The sequence below is a fragment of the Nocardia sp. NPDC058640 genome (genome assembly GCF_042716995.1).
Classification (GTDB): Bacteria; Actinomycetota; Actinomycetes; order Mycobacteriales; family Mycobacteriaceae; genus Nocardia.
On sequence record NZ_JBHXRG010000001.1, the window covers coordinates 459,170 to 474,858 of the forward strand.

15 protein-coding genes are annotated in these 15,689 nt (G+C 68.2%); 7 read left to right on the forward strand and 8 right to left on the reverse strand.

The window, feature by feature from the left end:
* Window positions 1-17: 17 nt before the first annotated feature.
* Both ACFWU5_RS02265 and ACFWU5_RS02270 read left to right on the forward strand, forming a co-directional pair.
* Complete coding sequence (locus tag ACFWU5_RS02265; RefSeq protein ID WP_379265864.1) at window positions 18-731, forward strand: ABC transporter ATP-binding protein; 714 nt, start codon at window positions 18-20, stop codon at window positions 729-731.
* A complete protein-coding gene (locus tag ACFWU5_RS02270; RefSeq protein ID WP_379265865.1) occupies window positions 728-3,217 on the forward strand; it encodes an ABC transporter permease in 2,490 nt (829 codons plus the stop codon). The genes ACFWU5_RS02265 and ACFWU5_RS02270 overlap by 4 nt, the downstream gene beginning before the upstream one ends.
* Window positions 3,218-3,232: 15 nt before the next feature.
* Here ACFWU5_RS02270 and ACFWU5_RS02275 read toward each other — a convergent pair whose 3' ends face one another.
* Complete coding sequence (locus ACFWU5_RS02275) at window positions 3,233-5,428, reverse strand: protein kinase (RefSeq protein ID WP_379240527.1); 2,196 nt, start codon at window positions 5,426-5,428, stop codon at window positions 3,233-3,235.
* 154 nt (window positions 5,429-5,582) lie between these two features.
* Here ACFWU5_RS02275 and ACFWU5_RS02280 point away from each other — a divergent pair, with 154 nt between their 5' ends.
* Window positions 5,583-6,479, forward strand: a complete 897-nt coding sequence (locus ACFWU5_RS02280) for a hypothetical protein (RefSeq protein WP_379265866.1) — start codon at window positions 5,583-5,585, stop codon at window positions 6,477-6,479.
* A gap of 10 nt (window positions 6,480-6,489) precedes the next feature.
* Here the strand turns inward: ACFWU5_RS02280 and ACFWU5_RS02285 are convergent, their stop codons facing one another.
* Together ACFWU5_RS02285 and ACFWU5_RS02290 are read right to left on the reverse strand one after the other, a co-directional pair.
* Window positions 6,490-7,155, reverse strand: coding sequence for a response regulator (locus tag ACFWU5_RS02285; protein WP_379265867.1), 666 nt, complete (start codon window positions 7,153-7,155; stop codon window positions 6,490-6,492).
* Window positions 7,156-7,346: 191 nt separating this feature from the next.
* Window positions 7,347-8,510, reverse strand: coding sequence for a sensor histidine kinase (locus tag ACFWU5_RS02290; protein ID WP_379265868.1), 1,164 nt, complete (start codon window positions 8,508-8,510; stop codon window positions 7,347-7,349).
* A 167-nt stretch (window positions 8,511-8,677) separates the two neighbouring features.
* Between ACFWU5_RS02290 and ACFWU5_RS02295 the strand changes: the two genes are divergently transcribed.
* Entirely contained in the window at window positions 8,678-9,421 is a 744-nt protein-coding gene (locus ACFWU5_RS02295; RefSeq protein ID WP_379240523.1) for a hypothetical protein, read from the forward strand.
* A 39-nt stretch (window positions 9,422-9,460) separates the two neighbouring features.
* Window positions 9,461-9,892: an SRPBCC family protein gene (locus ACFWU5_RS02300; protein WP_379265869.1), complete on the forward strand. Its 432-nt coding sequence runs from the start codon at window positions 9,461-9,463 to the stop codon at window positions 9,890-9,892.
* 302 nt (window positions 9,893-10,194) lie between these two features.
* On the opposite strand, the gene gatA is transcribed toward ACFWU5_RS02300, so the two are convergent.
* Complete coding sequence (gene gatA, locus ACFWU5_RS02305) at window positions 10,195-11,682, reverse strand: Asp-tRNA(Asn)/Glu-tRNA(Gln) amidotransferase subunit GatA (RefSeq protein WP_379265870.1); 1,488 nt, start codon at window positions 11,680-11,682, stop codon at window positions 10,195-10,197.
* On the reverse strand, window positions 11,679-11,975 hold the full coding sequence (gene gatC / locus ACFWU5_RS02310) for an Asp-tRNA(Asn)/Glu-tRNA(Gln) amidotransferase subunit GatC (RefSeq protein ID WP_266291832.1): 297 nt from the start codon (window positions 11,973-11,975) through the stop codon (window positions 11,679-11,681). Before gatC ends, gatA begins: the two co-directional genes overlap by 4 nt.
* A gap of 234 nt (window positions 11,976-12,209) precedes the next feature.
* Here gatC and ACFWU5_RS02315 point away from each other — a divergent pair, with 234 nt between their 5' ends.
* A complete protein-coding gene (locus ACFWU5_RS02315) occupies window positions 12,210-12,860 on the forward strand; it encodes an amino acid-binding protein (protein ID WP_379265871.1) in 651 nt (216 codons plus the stop codon).
* A gap of 27 nt (window positions 12,861-12,887) precedes the next feature.
* Here the strand turns inward: ACFWU5_RS02315 and ACFWU5_RS02320 are convergent, their stop codons facing one another.
* From ACFWU5_RS02320 to ACFWU5_RS02330, 3 genes are all read right to left on the reverse strand, one after another.
* On the reverse strand, window positions 12,888-13,400 hold the full coding sequence (locus ACFWU5_RS02320) for a GNAT family N-acetyltransferase (RefSeq protein WP_379265872.1): 513 nt from the start codon (window positions 13,398-13,400) through the stop codon (window positions 12,888-12,890).
* Window positions 13,401-13,489: 89 nt separating this feature from the next.
* The gene (locus ACFWU5_RS02325; protein WP_379265873.1) at window positions 13,490-13,834 is read right to left on the reverse strand and encodes a hypothetical protein; all 345 of its coding nucleotides are present in this window, start codon (window positions 13,832-13,834) and stop codon (window positions 13,490-13,492) included.
* A gap of 94 nt (window positions 13,835-13,928) precedes the next feature.
* Complete coding sequence (locus ACFWU5_RS02330; protein WP_379265874.1) at window positions 13,929-15,128, reverse strand: ATP/GTP-binding protein; 1,200 nt, start codon at window positions 15,126-15,128, stop codon at window positions 13,929-13,931.
* Window positions 15,129-15,331: 203 nt separating this feature from the next.
* Between ACFWU5_RS02330 and ACFWU5_RS02335 the strand changes: the two genes are divergently transcribed.
* Entirely contained in the window at window positions 15,332-15,685 is a 354-nt protein-coding gene (locus tag ACFWU5_RS02335; RefSeq protein ID WP_379240515.1) for a hypothetical protein, read from the forward strand.
* Window positions 15,686-15,689 lie beyond the last annotated feature (4 nt).

The following is a 15,689-nucleotide window of genomic DNA, read 5'->3' on the forward strand; positions in this document are numbered from 1 at the left end:
CCTCAGGGGGACAAGCTATGCCGGAACTCGAACTGCCGATGCTGGAGCTGACGCGGGTGGTCAAGCAGTACCGCGTCGGCGACCAGGAAGTACGCGCACTCGACGGGGTGAGCATGCGCATCGACGCGGGCCGGTTCACCTCGATCATCGGCCCTTCCGGTTCCGGCAAGAGCACCCTGCTGCACCTACTCGGCGCGCTGGACCGACCCGACGAGGGGTCGATTCGGTTCCGCGGCACCGAGATCGGCGATCTGAACGAGGACGCGCAGGCCGCGTTCCGGCTGCAGCAGGTGGGGTTCGTGTTCCAGTTCTTCAATCTGCTGCCCACTTTGTCGGCGTGGGAGAACGTCGCGGTGCCGAAACTGTTGGACGGCACCGGTTTACGCAAGGCCAAGCCGCGCGCGTTGGAACTGCTGGAGCTGGTGGGCCTCGGTGATCGGGCCGACCACCGGCCCGCGGAACTGTCGGGTGGGCAGATGCAGCGGGTGGCGGTGGCGCGGGCCTTGATCATGGATCCGCCGCTGATCCTGGCCGACGAGCCGACCGGCAACCTCGACTCCAAAACCGGTGCCGCGATTCTCTCGCTGCTGGGTGACATTACGGCGCAGGGCAATTCGGTGGTGATGGTCACGCACGACATGAGTTCGGTCGACTACTGCGACCGGGTGATCACGTTGCGCGACGGGCAGATCGGCGCGGACGAACGCATCGGATCGCGGGTGGACGCGTGATCGCCGCCTGGAATCGGTTGTGGCTGTTCAACTTCGGTGAACTGCTGCGTCATCCCGGCCGAACGTTTTTGTCCGGCGCGGTGATGGGGGTGTCGGCGGCGCTGATCGTGGCGGTGCTGAGCATTTCCGGTTCGGTCACCGGGTCGGTCGACAAACTCACCAAGGGGCTGGCCGGCACCGCCGAGCTCGAGATCACCGGCATCACCGACGCAGGTTTCGAACAGTCGCTGCTGCCTGGGATCGCCGCGACACCCGGGGTCGCGACAGCGGTGCCGATGCTGCGCAGCACCCTGGGCGCGGGGCCGGATCGGGCGCTGTTGATCGGGGCCGATCAGACCATCGCCGCGCTGGGTAGCGATCTGACCGGGCCGATGTCGCAGTACACGGCCAAGCTGCTCAGCACGCCGCGTGGCGTGCTGGTCGGGGCCGCGATGGGTCTGCGCGAGGGCGACCCGGTGCCGATCGGGTCCGGCACGGCCACGGTGGCCGCGGTGCTGGACGCCGAGGCGAGCAACCGGCTCAACGGCGGCCACCTGGTGGCCGCGCCGCTGCCGCTGGCCCAGTTCCTCACCAACCGGGTTGGCAAGCTCGACTCGGTGCAGATCGTCGTGCACCCCGGCACCGACATCGCCACGTTGCGGACCGCGCTCACCGACGCGGTGGACGGGCGGGCGGTGGTGGCCGAGCCGAGTCTGCGCACCGTGCAGGCGGGCGGGGCGATTCAGATCGTGCGGTACTCCACGCTGATGTCCTCGGCGGCGGCGTTGATCGTGTCGGCGTTCCTGATCTACAACGCGATGAGTATGGCTGTGGCACAACGCAGGCCGACGCTGTCGCTGTTGCGCGCGATCGGCGGCAAGCGGGGGCCGATGGTGCGCGATCTGGTCGTGGAAGCGGCGTTGCTCGGGCTGGTCGGTGGGGCGATCGGTGCCGGGATCGGGGCGTTGATGGGGCGGTTCGCGATCGACAGGTTGCCTGCGGCGATCGTGCAGTCGGTCGAGGCGCGGACCGAGTTCCAGGTGCCGAATTACGCTATCCCCCTGGCGATTCTGGCGTGCGTGGTGGCGACGGTGCTCGCCGCATCGGTGGCTGCTCGGCAGGTCTACAAGGTCGCGCCGGTCGAGGCACTCGCGCCGGTGGAGTCCAGTGATGTCGCGGCCACCAGTTCCGCGTTGCGCTGGGTGGCGCTGGCGCTCGGGCTGCTGCTGGGTGCGGGGGCCGTCGTGGTCGCCTTCCTCGATCTCGGCCGGTTGTCGTTGGCCTCGATCACGATGTCGTTCACCGCGACGGTGTTGCTGTGTTTCGCCGCCACCGGGCCGATCGTGCGCGGGTCCGCGGCGATCGCCCGCTGGTTCGGAGCGCCGGGTGCGCTCGGCGCGACCACGCTCGAGCGGGCGCCGCGGCGGGTGTGGGCGACGGCGATGACGGTGATGATCGGCGTCGCGGCGGTGGTCGCGCTGGGTGGGGCGGCGGGCAACATGGTGAAGTCGGCGACCGACTCGTTCCAAAGCCTTGCTGACACAGACCTTTACGTGAGTCCTACCCCCATCGAGGAGTTCCCCACCGGACCTGTGCTGCCCGCCGGGCTGGCCGACCGGGTCGCGGCGGTGCCGGGCGTGGCGAAGGTATATCCCGCCCAGATGGCGTTCGCGACCATCGGCAGCGGTCGGGTCATGTTGCAGGGGTACCCGCCCAGCCCCTCCAATGCCCGGCTCGGGGCGGTCGATCCGGCGGTGATCGATCAGATGGAACGGCGCGAAGGCGTGGTAATCACCCGCGATGTGGCACGGTCGTTGTCGCTGTCGGCTGGTGACCGGATCACCATGCCCACACCCGCCGGTGCGCAGACAACCACTGTGCTGCAGGTGATTCCGTACTTCACCGCCGTGTCCGGTGTGGTGATGATGAACCTGGACCAGATGCGGGAGTGGTATCAGCGGCCCGGCGAAACGACCCTGTCGGTCCGCTTCGCCGACGGCGCCGACCCCGAGCAGGTCCGTGCCGCCGTGCGCGCGGCAGTCCCCGCGGACATCCATGTCGATTCCGGCGACGAGATGCTGAGCGGGATCACCTCGGGCATCGAGCAGGGTGCGGCGATGAGCAACATGATCCTGTGGATCGTGGTGCTGGTGGCCACAGTGGCACTGCTGAACACCCTGATGCTGTCGGTGCTGGAACGTCGCAGGGAACTGGGGGTGCTGCGCGCGATGGGCACCAACCGCAAGTTCCTGCTGCGCTCGGTGCTGGCCGAAGCGGCAGGTATCGGCATCATCGGCGCCGCAATCGGACTCGTCGTCGGCATCGCGGTGCAATACCTGGCCACGGTGGCGATCGGGCACGCGATGACCATCGACATCATCTACCGCCCGAGCCCGATGATCGCGGTCTACGGGGCGGTCGCACTCGGCCTCGCGCTGCTGGGGTCGATTCCGCCCGCACTGCGAGCCGCCAGGATGCCGATCGTGGCGGCGCTGGCGGTGGACTGAGGTTTCACGTCGCGATCACAGGTCGACGTCGTTCCACCACGCGATGACGTCGTCCTGTGCGGTGGGGCGCGGGGCACCTGCCGCACCGCTGCTTCCCCGACGACTCACCACGACAACATAATTGGCGCGGTCGGAGTCCTCGGGGAAGCTCAGCACCTGGTGCGCGGTCTGGGTGCGGGGATTGGCCGGGTCTTGAATGACCCACCGCCGCAACGAGAACGGCACCCCGTCCTTGTCCCCCTCGCTGCGAATCGGCCCCGGCATGGCCTCCGCCACCGATCGCGCCTGCCCGGCGTCGGCGTACTCCAGAACGAGATAGCTCACCGCACCCGGCTGACCCTCGGCTCCCCTGCACTGCCACCCGACCGTGATCGGACTCCATTGCAGCGCAGTCTCTTTCCACTCCAACTCGCTGACATGCCGCACCCCCACACACCGCGCCCCCTGATACCCCATCCCATCGCTCATCTGCCCCTGCGGCACCAGGGTCGGAAACACCCGCCGACTACCCGCGAACGAATCCCCCACGGCCACCACCGAACTCGACGGCCCGTGCGCACCCGCACTCGACTCGAAGTCACCGTCGTCATCGCCGAGAAACGCCACCACCACGATCCCGGCCAACGCCACCAACACCACAACAAGCGCCACCAACAACACCCACCCGAACCGCCGCATCCCCGAAACCCGCCGTGGCACCGGCCAATGCCCCCGATGCGGACCAACCCACGCCCCCCGCACAGGACCCCCAGGTACTGGCCCGCCCGCAGTTCCGAGCGGCAGGGGCCCGCCGGGTTGCCCCGAACCGCTCACCTGTGGTGGACCGACCTGCTGACCCACCTGGTTCACCAGGCCCGGCTGACCCAGCTTCGGCACAATGCCCGCGGGAGCCGCCTCTGACGGGCCCGCGAGCGACGTCACTGTGGTCAAGGCCGCCGCGTTCGCCGCGTCCACATCACCGGCACCAGGCGTCGCCAGGACATCCGTTGCCGCCGTGGCAGATACCTCTTCTGCGGTACCGGATGTCTTCGCGTCCGACTTCGGCTTTTTCTCCAGAGATGGTGGCGTGGACATCGCCGCGGCGTCGCCGCTCGGCCCGGAAGGCGCAACCTCAACAGGCGGTGCTGCAGCAGGCGACGCGACCGCGGCAGCCGGCACGACTGGCGGCGGTGCAGAAGCCTGAGCCGGGGCCGCCGGCGGTGGGACAGCAGCGGGCGGGCGCGGAGGCTGCCAATTAGGTTGTGGCGCAGGCTGCATCGGCGACCCCTGATAGCCCGGAGGCGCCATCCCCGGCTGCGGGAACGGCGCGGGCCCGCCCGCAGGAGGGTAGTACCCAGCCGCAGGATTCGCCGGTGGCCGCGGCAAGACAGGCGGCGTCGTGGAGGTCAGCGCCTGACGAGCCGCCTTGGCAAACGCCACGCACGAATCGAACCGCGCCGCAGGATGTTTCGCCATCGCGGCAGCGAGCACAGCGTCCATGCTCGGCGGCAGCCCAGCCCGCCGCAGCGCAAGTGGCGGTGGCGGACCGTACAGCGTCCCGCGGATGATCTCGTTCGGATCGACCGAATCGAACGGCGCGATCCCGGTGAACAACCAGTACAGCGAACAAGCCAACGAATACTGATCCGACCGGTGATCCAGTTCCGAACCCGTCATCTGCTCAGGAGATGCGTAAGCCAGTGTGGCGGTGAACATTCCCTGCTGCGTCAGGTGCGTGGAGTCCGCGCGCAGACGGGCGATGCCGAAGTCGGTGAGAAACACCCGCTCTCCCTGCCCCCCACTCGACCGAGCCAGCAAGATGTTGGCGGGCTTCACATCTCGGTGCAGCACTCCCCTGCCGTGCGCGTAATCCAATGCGTCGGCGACACCTTCGATGATCTGCACCGCACGTTCGGGCGGCAGAGCCATCGGATCGACAGTGGCAGCGTCGATCCCGTCGACGTACTGCATGCTGATCCACAGCTGCTCCCCCTCGGTCCCACGATCGAACACCGTGACGATGCCGGGGTGGTCCAGTCCCGCCGCGAGGTCGGCCTCCCGTTCGAACCTGGCTCGAACCCGCTCGTCGGCGAACAGATCCCGGTTCAACAGCTTGAGCGCGGTCAGCCGATCCAGGCGCGGATGCCGGGCCAGATACACCGTCCCCATGCCGCCCTGGCCCAACATCGCCTCGATGGTGAACCCGGCGAACACCTCACCGATGTCGTGCACCACGACCCCCTTCCAACCGTGTGACCACGTTCATTCGAATTCTCGCCGAAAATCGGTGAAACTTGCTGATAGTCGTCCGGGAGTTTCCGGACGCGCTCGACGAGAAGTTTGCACCGCCGGAGCACGCGTGATGGGTGGTGGGGAGGATTCGGTAGTGAAGTCGACCGGAAAGGCGGCTGCCTGTCGCAGGCTGCTGCTGTGTGTGATGCTGGCGACCGCCGCGCTGTCCACCTCGTGCGCCCAGTCGGGCACCCCGACCCCGATGAGCGCCCCCACGGTCACCGTCAACAGCGAGAACTCTTGGCACCCTGGGCTTTCCATCAAGCAGCCCGACTCGCTGGCCTCGGAGTTCACCCAGTTGCAGGGCAGGCTGCCCGGGCAGGTGGGCATGGCGTTGATGCCGGTCGGCGGCGGCCGGATGACCATCTACGGCGACTGGTCCACCGGCATCGCCTGGTCCACGATCAAGATCCCGCTGGCGGTGGCGGCGTTGCGTCACGACCAGGATCAGTCGATCTTCGAGATGGTGCAGGCCGCGATCACGGTGTCGGACAACGACGCCGCCTACGGCCTGTGGGAATCGCTGGGTAACGCACCCGAAGCCGCGCAGGCCGTGCAGCAGATCCTGGACGAGGCCGGCGACACCCCCACCGGCGCGGCGGGCACGCACACCGAACTCGACGACACCGCGTTCGGCGGCACCGAATGGTCGCTGGCCAACCAGGTCCGGTTCGCGTCGCGGCTGCCGTGCCTGCCGCAGGCCGAGGTGGTCACCTCCCTGATGGGCGAGATCAGCGAGGACCAGAGCTGGGGTCTGGGCCTGCTCGACAACACCGAGTTCAAGGGCGGCTGGGGTCCCGACGACGTCACCGGGGTCTACACGGTGCGCCAGTTCGGCCTCATTCCCGTCGGTAGCGGGCAGCTCGCGGTAGCCCTTGCCGCACAGGCGGATTCGGGCTCGTTCGACGACACCACCGCCCTGCTGGACCGCATGGCGCTGCTGCTGGCCCGGCACCTGCCGAACCTGCGCGGCGGGGTCTGCCCGCGCTGAGCACACCGGCTCAGCCGGGAACGACCAGGCCCGATTCATACGCCAGCACCACCGCCTGGGCGCGGTCACGCAGCCCCAGCTTCGAGAACACCTTGGACACATGGGTTTTCACGGTCTGCTCGGCCACGAACAACGCCGCGGCGATCTCGGTGTTGGACAGGCCCTTGGCCACCAGTTCCAGCACCTCGCGTTCGCGCGGGGTCAGTGTGCCCAGCGCGGGCGAGGGGGCGGTGCGCACGGTGTTGCGCCTGCGGGTGACGTCGGCGATGAGCCTGCGCGTGATGGTCGGCGCCAGCAGCGCCTCACCGTCGGCGACCACCCGCACCGCGCGCACCAACTCCTCGGCGGGCGCGTCCTTGAGCAGGAACCCGCTCGCACCGATGCTCAACGCCTCGTAGACGTAGTCGTCGATGTCGAAGGTGGTCAACATCAGCACCCGCACCGGCGGATCGAAATTCGCGGACAGGATCGCGCGCGCGGCGTCGAGACCGTTCATCTGCGGCATCCGCACATCCATGAGCACCACGTCGGGGCGCAGCCGCTTGGCCTCGGCCACCGCCACTTTCCCGTCGGGCGCGTCGCCGACGACGCTGATATCGGTCTGCGCACCCAACAGAGCACCGAAACCCTGGCGCACCATCGCCTGGTCGTCGGCGATCAACACGGTTATAGCCACCCGGCCCACCTTAATGCGCCCAGACGCCGAGTGTTCCCCCGTCTTCCGGGCACGGCTGCGGCAACGCGAAGGTTTCGGATAATGGGCACAGCCAGGACGCGGCCCAAGGCTTTCGCGCACGGCCCGCGGCGAAGGTTTCATGGCACTGCCGCGACGTATTACGTTCGCAGGGCAGCAGCCCACGTAATGCCTTACGCGGTGGGCAGTTTCACCGCGACCTCGAACCCGCCGGCCGCAGTAGACCCCGCGTGCAGCTCACCGCCGACCGCCACCACCCGCGTGCGCATCCCCTCGATCCCGTGCCCGCCGCCCGCACCCGGCTGCGACACCGTGGCCGTCGCGTCATTGCGCACCCGCACCGAGACCATCCCCGGTTCGACCGCCAACTCGACGTGCACCGCCGCCCCCGGCGCGTGCCGAGCACAGTTGGCCATCGACTCCTGCACCACCCGGTACACCACCAACCCGGTCGTGTCCGGCACCGATGCCAACTCCCCGCTCACCGACCACCGCACCGGCAATCCAGCCCGCAACGCCGACTCACACAGCGCCACCACGTCCGCCGCCCGCGGCTGCGGTGCGTGCTCGGGCAACTGACCGTCGCTGCGCAACACCCCCAACAGCCCACGGATCTCGTTGAGCGCGGTGCGCGCCGTGGCCCCGATGGATTCGAATTCCGCGCGCGCGGCCGGGTCCAGATCCGCGATCCGGTACGGCGCGGTCTGCGCCTGCACCACCACCATCGACATGTGATGCGCGACCACATCGTGCAGGTCACGGGCGATGCGCGCCTTCTCCTCGAGGATCGCCCGGCGTGCCCGCTCGAGCTCGGTCACCTCTTCCTGACGTTCCAGCTTGCGCCGCGACGCCAGCAGGATCCGCACCAGATAGCCGAACAGCGCCAGCGCCCCGAACCCGATCGCCCACCCCCACAGCGGACCCTCCGCGGACCCGGGCATGGTCGTGGCGAACAGCATCGAGGTGGCCGCCCAGGCGATCACCACGATCGGCACCGAGGCACGCAGTGCCACCGCGAACAGCAGCACGAACAGCACGATCACGTGCACCACCTGGAACGGCAGATCGTTGTCCGCGCCCGGTTGCACACCGACCGAGATCAGCAGCGCCGCGCCCGCGGACAGCGCCCACCCCATCGCCGGGTTGACCCGAACGAACAGAATCGGGAACACCGCCAGCGCCGACAACAGCGGCGCGGCGACCGGCGACACCTCGTGCGTGACGAACAGCGTCGGCCAGGCGATGCTGTACAAAACCAACGCGACCAGCACCGTTGCGAAATCGAACCAGGTTTGCGGAGATATTCGGCGCGCGGCGGGCAGCTGTGGTGCGGTCATACTCCGAAGCCTACGAACCGTCCGGTCAGCGGACCTCATACCCACGAACCGAATGCGACCCCCTACCCTGGTGTGACCCCGGCGCCGGGTCTGCCACCCGCGCGCCCCGTTGAACCAGTCCGCAGTGGGATGCCCACCGCGTGACGTGCTCTTTATCGTCGGAGGCCATGAACACCCCGCTTCGCCAGGTACCCGCCTCTTCCGACGCCCGTACCGCAGATTCCGCCTCCGTTCCCGCGCAGCACCGCCGTCGCAGTGGCGTTGCCCTGTGCACGGCCGGGCTGGCCATGGCCGCCGCCGTGGTCATGTCGGCACCCGGTGCCATGGGTGGCACCACGCCGAACACCGAGAACGCCGTGGCCGCCGCCGCGGTGCACGCGCTGATCGACGACAGCCCCGACGCCACCTCGCTGATCCCGCGCGACTTCGGCTACAAGTTCGGCTACGACCCCGCCGACCAGGCCGGTCTGCTGGTGAACCCGAACGGTGACTGCTCCTCGCCGGTGACCCTGCCCGCCGAGTTCGAGCCCGCCTGCAAGGCGCACGACCTGGGCTACGACATGCTGCGCTATGCCGAACGCCTCGACGAACCGCTGGGTCCGTGGGCCCGCCGCTCGGTGGACGCGGCGCTGAACCGGCGCATCCACGCGGCCTGCGAACTGCGCGACGACGAGTTCTCCCGGGCCCGGTGCAATGTGATGGCCGACATCGCGTTCACCGCCGTCGACGTGAACTCACGCCGCCAGGAGTACGCGGCACCGGTGGTGGAGAACGTCTTCGCCCAGACCGACCCCGCCGACCGCCCCAACCTGTGGCCGCTGGCCCGCACGGTGCTGGGTTTGTTCGCGGTGACCGCCGCCTCGGCCGTGATCATCGACGCGCTGCGCAAACTGCGTCGCCGCTTCGTCTGACCACTTGCCGAAAACTAGAACATGTCCTAGTTTTCACGCATGTCTCTAGTCATCGACGAAACGATCGAGATCGACGCACCCGCCACGAAGGTGTGGGAGGTGCTCACCGATTTCGAGCGCTACGGCGAGTGGAACACCTTCTGCTACGAGGCCGCGAGCACCCTCGAACCCGGCTCGACCATCGACATGCGGGTCCAGCTGGGCGCCAACCGCCGCCCCCAACGCGAGTGGATCCGCACCCACACCCCCGGCGTCGAGTTCAGCTACACGATGAAGCCGGTGCCGCTGGGCGCCCTGCACAGCCTGCGCTCCCACACCGTGGTCCCCCTCGGTCCTGACCGTTGCCGCTACGAGTCCCGCTTCACCCTCGCCGGCTGGCTGAGCCCCGTGGTGAACCTGGCGCTCGGCAAGCACCTGCGCGCGGGGTTCGGCGCGATGACGCGGGGCGTTGCCGACCGGGCTGTCGCCTGAGTCGTCGGCACCCACGCTGAGCGGACACTATCGGCACAAACGGTTCCGATTTCGACCGTTTCGTCGAATAGTGGGCGCTCAGCGTGGTGACCCACCAGCGGACCGCGCCGGCAGAGCGCGCAACCGTCAAGCTGGCGTCCGGCTGTGGGGGTAACACAGCGCTCGGCTCATGCGCGGGAGGTAGTGCAGGGGCGGACGCTCCTTTGGGATGCACGTCTCGTTGTACCGCGACGGCCGTGCACGAAAAGCGGGGCGCACCAGGCTGTTTCAGCCCGATACGCCCCGCTTCGGGACAGCTTTTCTCAGACCGCGCCAGGCGTCGGCAGCGCCCCGCGCGCCACCTCGTAGGCAGCACCGACCCGGTACAGGCGGTCGTCGGCCAACGCGGGTGCCATGATCTGCAGACCCACCGGCAGGTTGTCGTCGGCCGACAGACCCGACGGCACCGACATGCCGGGATGCCCCGCCAGGTTGGTGGGCAACGTGCACAGATCCGACAGGTACATGGCCAGCGGATCGTCGACCTTCTCGCCCAGCTTCCACGGCGTGAACGGGCTGGTCGGCGAGACGAGCACGTCGACCTTCTCGTAGGCCGCGTCGAAGTCGCGCGCGATCATCGTGCGGACCTTCAGCGCCTGACCGTAGTAGGCGTCGTAGTAGCCCGCCGACAACGCGTAGGTGCCGATCATGATGCGGCGCTTGACCTCCGGGCCGAAACCGGCCTCGCGGGTCGCCGACATCACCTGGTCGGCGCTGTGGCTACCGTCGTCGCCGACGCGCAGGCCGTAGCGCATGGCGTCGAAGCGCGCCAGGTTCGACGACACCTCCGACGGCATCACCAGGTAGTACGAGGACAGCGCGTACTCGAAGCTCGGGCACGACACCTCGATCACCTCGGCGCCCAGTTCCTTCAGCACCGCGACCGCGGCATCGAAGGAGGCCAGCACGCCGGATTGGTAACTGTCGGAATGCAATTCGCGCACCACACCGACCCGCACACCGGTCAGGTCACCGTTGGCGCCCTGCAGCGCGGCCTGCACGACCGGCGCGACCGGCACATCGCGCGAGGTGGAGTCGCGCGGGTCGTGCCCGGCGATCACCTCGTGCAGCAGCGCGGTGTCCAGCACGGTGCGACCACACGGGCCACCCTGATCCAGCGACGACGCGCACGCGATCAGGCCGTACCGGGACACGGTGCCGTAGGTGGGCTTGACGCCGACCGTGGCGGTGACCGCGGCGGGCTGACGAATCGAGCCACCGGTATCGGTGCCGATGGCAAGCGGCGCCTGGAACGAGGCCAGCGCCGCCGCCGAACCGCCACCGGAGCCACCGGGGATGCGGGTGGTGTCCCACGGGTTGCGGGTCGGGCCGTAGGCGGAGTTCTCGGTGGACGAACCCATCGCGAACTCGTCCATGTTGGTCTTGCCCAGAATCGGGATGCCCGCGGCGCGCAGCCGCGCGGTGACCGTGGCGTCGTACGGCGACATCCAGCCTTCGAGGATCTTCGAGGCGGCCGTGGTCGGCATGTCGGTGGTGGTGAAAACGTCCTTGAGCGCCAACGGAACTCCCGCCAGCGACGAGGCGGGCGTCTCCCCCGCGGCCAGCGACGCGTCCACCACAGCAGCCGCGGCGAGAGCTTCGTCACCGGCCACGTGCAGGAAGGCGTTCAGTTCGCCGTCGACCTTGCCGATGCGGTCCAGATGCGCCTGGGTGACCTCGGTCGAGGACACCTCGCCGCCGTGGATCTTGCTCGCCAGCTGCGCCGCCGACAGCTGCGTCAAATCCGTCATTCGCCCTCTCCCAGAATCTGCGGGACCAGGAAACGCTGTTCTTCCACCGCAGGCGCCTGGTCCAGCGCCTGCTCGGGGGTCAGGCCCGGGATGACCACATCGGGCCTGGTCACATTGGTCGTCGGGTTCGGCGACGCGGTGGCGGGGACGTCGGCGGCGACCTCGGTAATGGTCTGCACGTGGCTGAGGATCGAATCCAGCTGACCGGCGAACTGGTCGAGTTCGGCGTCGGTCAACGCCAGCCGGGACAGCCGGGCGAGGTGAGCGACCTCGTCACGGGAGATTGCGGGCACCGCGGGACCCCTTTCGGCTTCGGTGGGCAGTAGTCGGTACAGCCTAATTGGCCGCGCCGACAGGTTTTGACGCGCCCGTCCCAGACGTCGGACGCACCCGCCTCACACGAAAGTTCGCGCATGTCGCGTCGATGGGGTCATACTTCGGGTCGATAACCCGCGTTCAGGGGTGTAAGTATTGCTTCACCGGGTATTCGTCTCGAACAGCCCCGGCCGGCAAGGAAAGGAACGCACGTGTCATACCTGCTCCGCGTGCAACTTCCGGATCGACCGGGAAGCCTCGGCTCCCTCGCACTCGCCCTCGGCGGGGTCGGCGCGGACATTCTCTCGCTGGACGTCGTGGAACGCGGCGCCGGTTTCGCCATCGACGATCTGGTCGTGGAAGTGCCCACCGGCGCACTGCCCGACACCCTGATCACCGCCGCGGAATCCGTGCGCGATGTGAGCGTGGACTCGATCCGCCCGTACTCCGGCGTACTCGACACCCACCGCGAGCTCGAGCTGATCGATCAGGTCGCCAGCGCCCGCGACGACCGCCTCCAGGTCCTGGTCGACGGCTGCCCCCGCGTGCTGCGCGTGGGCTGGTCCACGATCATCGGCATGGGGCCCACCGGCGCGTACCGGATCGTGGGCAGCCCGAGTGCGCCTGAGACACAAGCGGGTTCAGCCCCCTGGATGCCGATCCAGAAGCCGCTGTGGCTCGACGGTGACGCCGAGTGGGTGCCGCAGATCTGGCGCGACATGGACACCAAACTCGCCGCCGCTCCGCTGGGCAGCACGGGCAAGGCACTGCTGCTCGGCCGACCCGGTGGGCCGGACTTCCGCCCGTCGGAGGTAGCCCGACTCGGTTACCTCGCGGGCATCGTGGCGACCGTCCTGAACTGACCGAAGACTGCCGCCGCGAGTCAGCCGTCAGCTCAAGGCAAGTCGCATCACGAACAGCTGCAACCCGTCATGGGTGGCCCAATTGCGTTCCGGCACAGCGACAAACCCCAGCCGCTCATACAGCCGATGCGCGTCGACCATCGAGAACATGGTGGTCAACGCCACCGCTTCGTACCCACCCGTTTTCGCCTCGTCGATGACAGCGCGCACCAGCTCGGTACCAACCCCGAGCCCCCGCGCCTGCTTCGACACAGCCAGCATCCGGAACTCGAGCTCCCCCGGCCGCGCGATCTCCGCATAAGGCGTACCGGGCCTGGCCACAGTCAACGACCCGACAACCTGCCCCTCGTGCACGGCGACAAGCACCTCGGCCTCCGCCGCCCGATGCCCGACATCAGCGAGTTCGCGCACATAGTCGTCCCCATCGGTGACGTACCCGTCCCCTACATACACCTCAACGGTCAGCGCGGCGATCGCGTCGTACTCGTCAGGATGAGCGGAACGGATCAACAGTCCGGCTCGGTCGTGGTTGCCATGCATCCAGGCATGATCGCACCCGAACAAATGTGACCCCGACCGCACCCGGAGTAACTCGCTACGAATGCGACGGAAAACCCGCCAGGCCCGATTCAGGAGCCCAGGTAGGGGCGAAGTCCCGGGTGGTCGGCGTGCCAGTTGTCGGGGTTGTGGGGTGGGTAGGCGATGGTGAGGTGGTCGCCAATGGCGGGCCAGTGGGCGGCGTCCCAGGCGAAGCGGCGGTAGACGACCTTGCCGGTGATCGTGGGGCCGGTGATGGTGCCGGTGATCGTCACGTAGTGCTCGCCGGTCATCTCGGGCAGCGGGCTGACGCCGGTGATGTACAGCGAGCCGTGTTCCAGGCTCGCCCTCGGCCGGCCGGACCGTCCGGCGACAACGGCGCCGATCGTCACCGCCAGCATCGTCACCATCGCGACCGCCATCACCACTTCGAGCATGCGCTCATGCTATGCCCCGGCATTTTCGTCCACTTCGTCGCCGTTGGGTCGAAAATCGGGGGTAGCGGACGGCCGATTGGTCGATTACGCCGGTCTACAGCGGCGTGAGCTCGCTGACGCCCGACTCCCGCCGCACCTGCCACACCGCGGTGCGGGTGCGCTGCGAGCGCCCGTTGCCGCGGTCGATCAGGGTGCGGTTGGCAGTGGTGTAGATCAGTTGCGCGCCACGGGCATTGGTCTCGGGGTTCTGGAACAGTTGGACCAGGCGATCGGTCTCCTCCACCGGCAGGCCCGCACCGAGATCGTCGACCGCGAGCACCTGACCGGTGTCGAGAGCTTCCAGCATGGCGGGCAGCACACGCAGCAGCGAGCGGGTGGCGGTGGATTCATCGGCCAGTTCGAACGGCACGTCGATGCCCTCGTGCACCAGACTCAGGCCCGCGCCGCGACGGTCCACCATCCGCCGGTACAGCGCGTCCCGCGCCGCACGCAACGTGCTGAGCTCACGTTCCACCAGAATCGGATCGGCGTCACCACGATCGAGATGCCCTGCCAACGCGCCGATTTCGGCATCGAGGTCACGCAGGTAATCGGCGTACATCGGATCATGTTCGGCGACAAGCAGATCCTCGATCCCCAGATCAGCCGTGCGCAACAGCATCAGCAGCCGCGCGGCATTGTCGGGCGAACGCGAGATGTGACTGCCGAGGTCATGGGCGAGCGCATCGCTGTCGATATCACCCTGCTGCACAACAAGATTCGCGGCGAACCACCGATAGGCGGGCACCAACGCCTCCGCGTACATCTGCCCGGCCAAACTCAACAGCAACGCGTTGGGCCGCAACAACGGCACCAACGCCGCCACCCCGTACCGGGCCGCTTCGAACATCGGCCCGATCTTCACCTCGTCGTCTTCACGCTCGAACACGATCCGCTTGCGCGACCGCGGATGCGTATGCAACCACTCCGCGACCACATCGGCGTTGTCGAGCCGGAACCCATAGGTGTAGGGCACGCCCTCCGCGACGAACCCGGCCACGAATTCCGTTGGCTGATCAGCGAACCCGAGATGCGGTCGCCGCACCGGCCCCGCGTACGGATCCCACCCGCTCACCGAATGCAACACCGCGTCGCGCATCTGCCCGAGCGCGTCGATCAAGCTCGTCTTCCCCGAAGCCGCCACCCCGTGCACGGCCGTGACCGGCACCGCCAGCGGCCCGCCCCCCTTCGTCAGCCGCAACTGCTGAGCCTGCGCCAACGATCCATGGTTGGTCACCTGAAAACTGCGCAGCAAGGGTCCGCCTCTCCGAGATTCTTGGCAAGACTAAGGGACGGTAGGACTTACCGACGCGGCAGGCGGTCGGGCGTGGCGAGGTCAGCGCACGGTGCCGGGTGTGGCGATGGTCGGGCGGGACACGGCCGGAAGGACTAAGGTGCTGGGCACTGCGGCTGGCATGTCGCGGTGTGGACGTTCGGCGATGAGGACAGGTGCGCGTGATGGCGGTTCGGATGATGGTTCGCGGAGTGATCGTTGCGGCGGCGACGGCTGGAACACTGGTTCCCGCCGCCCTGTTGACCGCACCCAGCGCAATGGCCGACCCGTGCCCCACCGGCACCGCCCGCGTGTTCCTGGGGAACTCGACCAACTCCTGCCAGGGCGCCGGCTCGGTGTCCTACACCGACGCCCCCGTGTCGAAGGTCTGCTCGATGTCGGGCACCGACGTGACCGTCGAGATCCGCACCAACATCAAGAAGCGCCCCCTGCGCACCCAGGAACTGAGCAACGGCCAGTGCGCGTCCTTCGACATGAAGACCCAGATCGGCAACACGGTCACCGTCACCGCCAACTGACCGT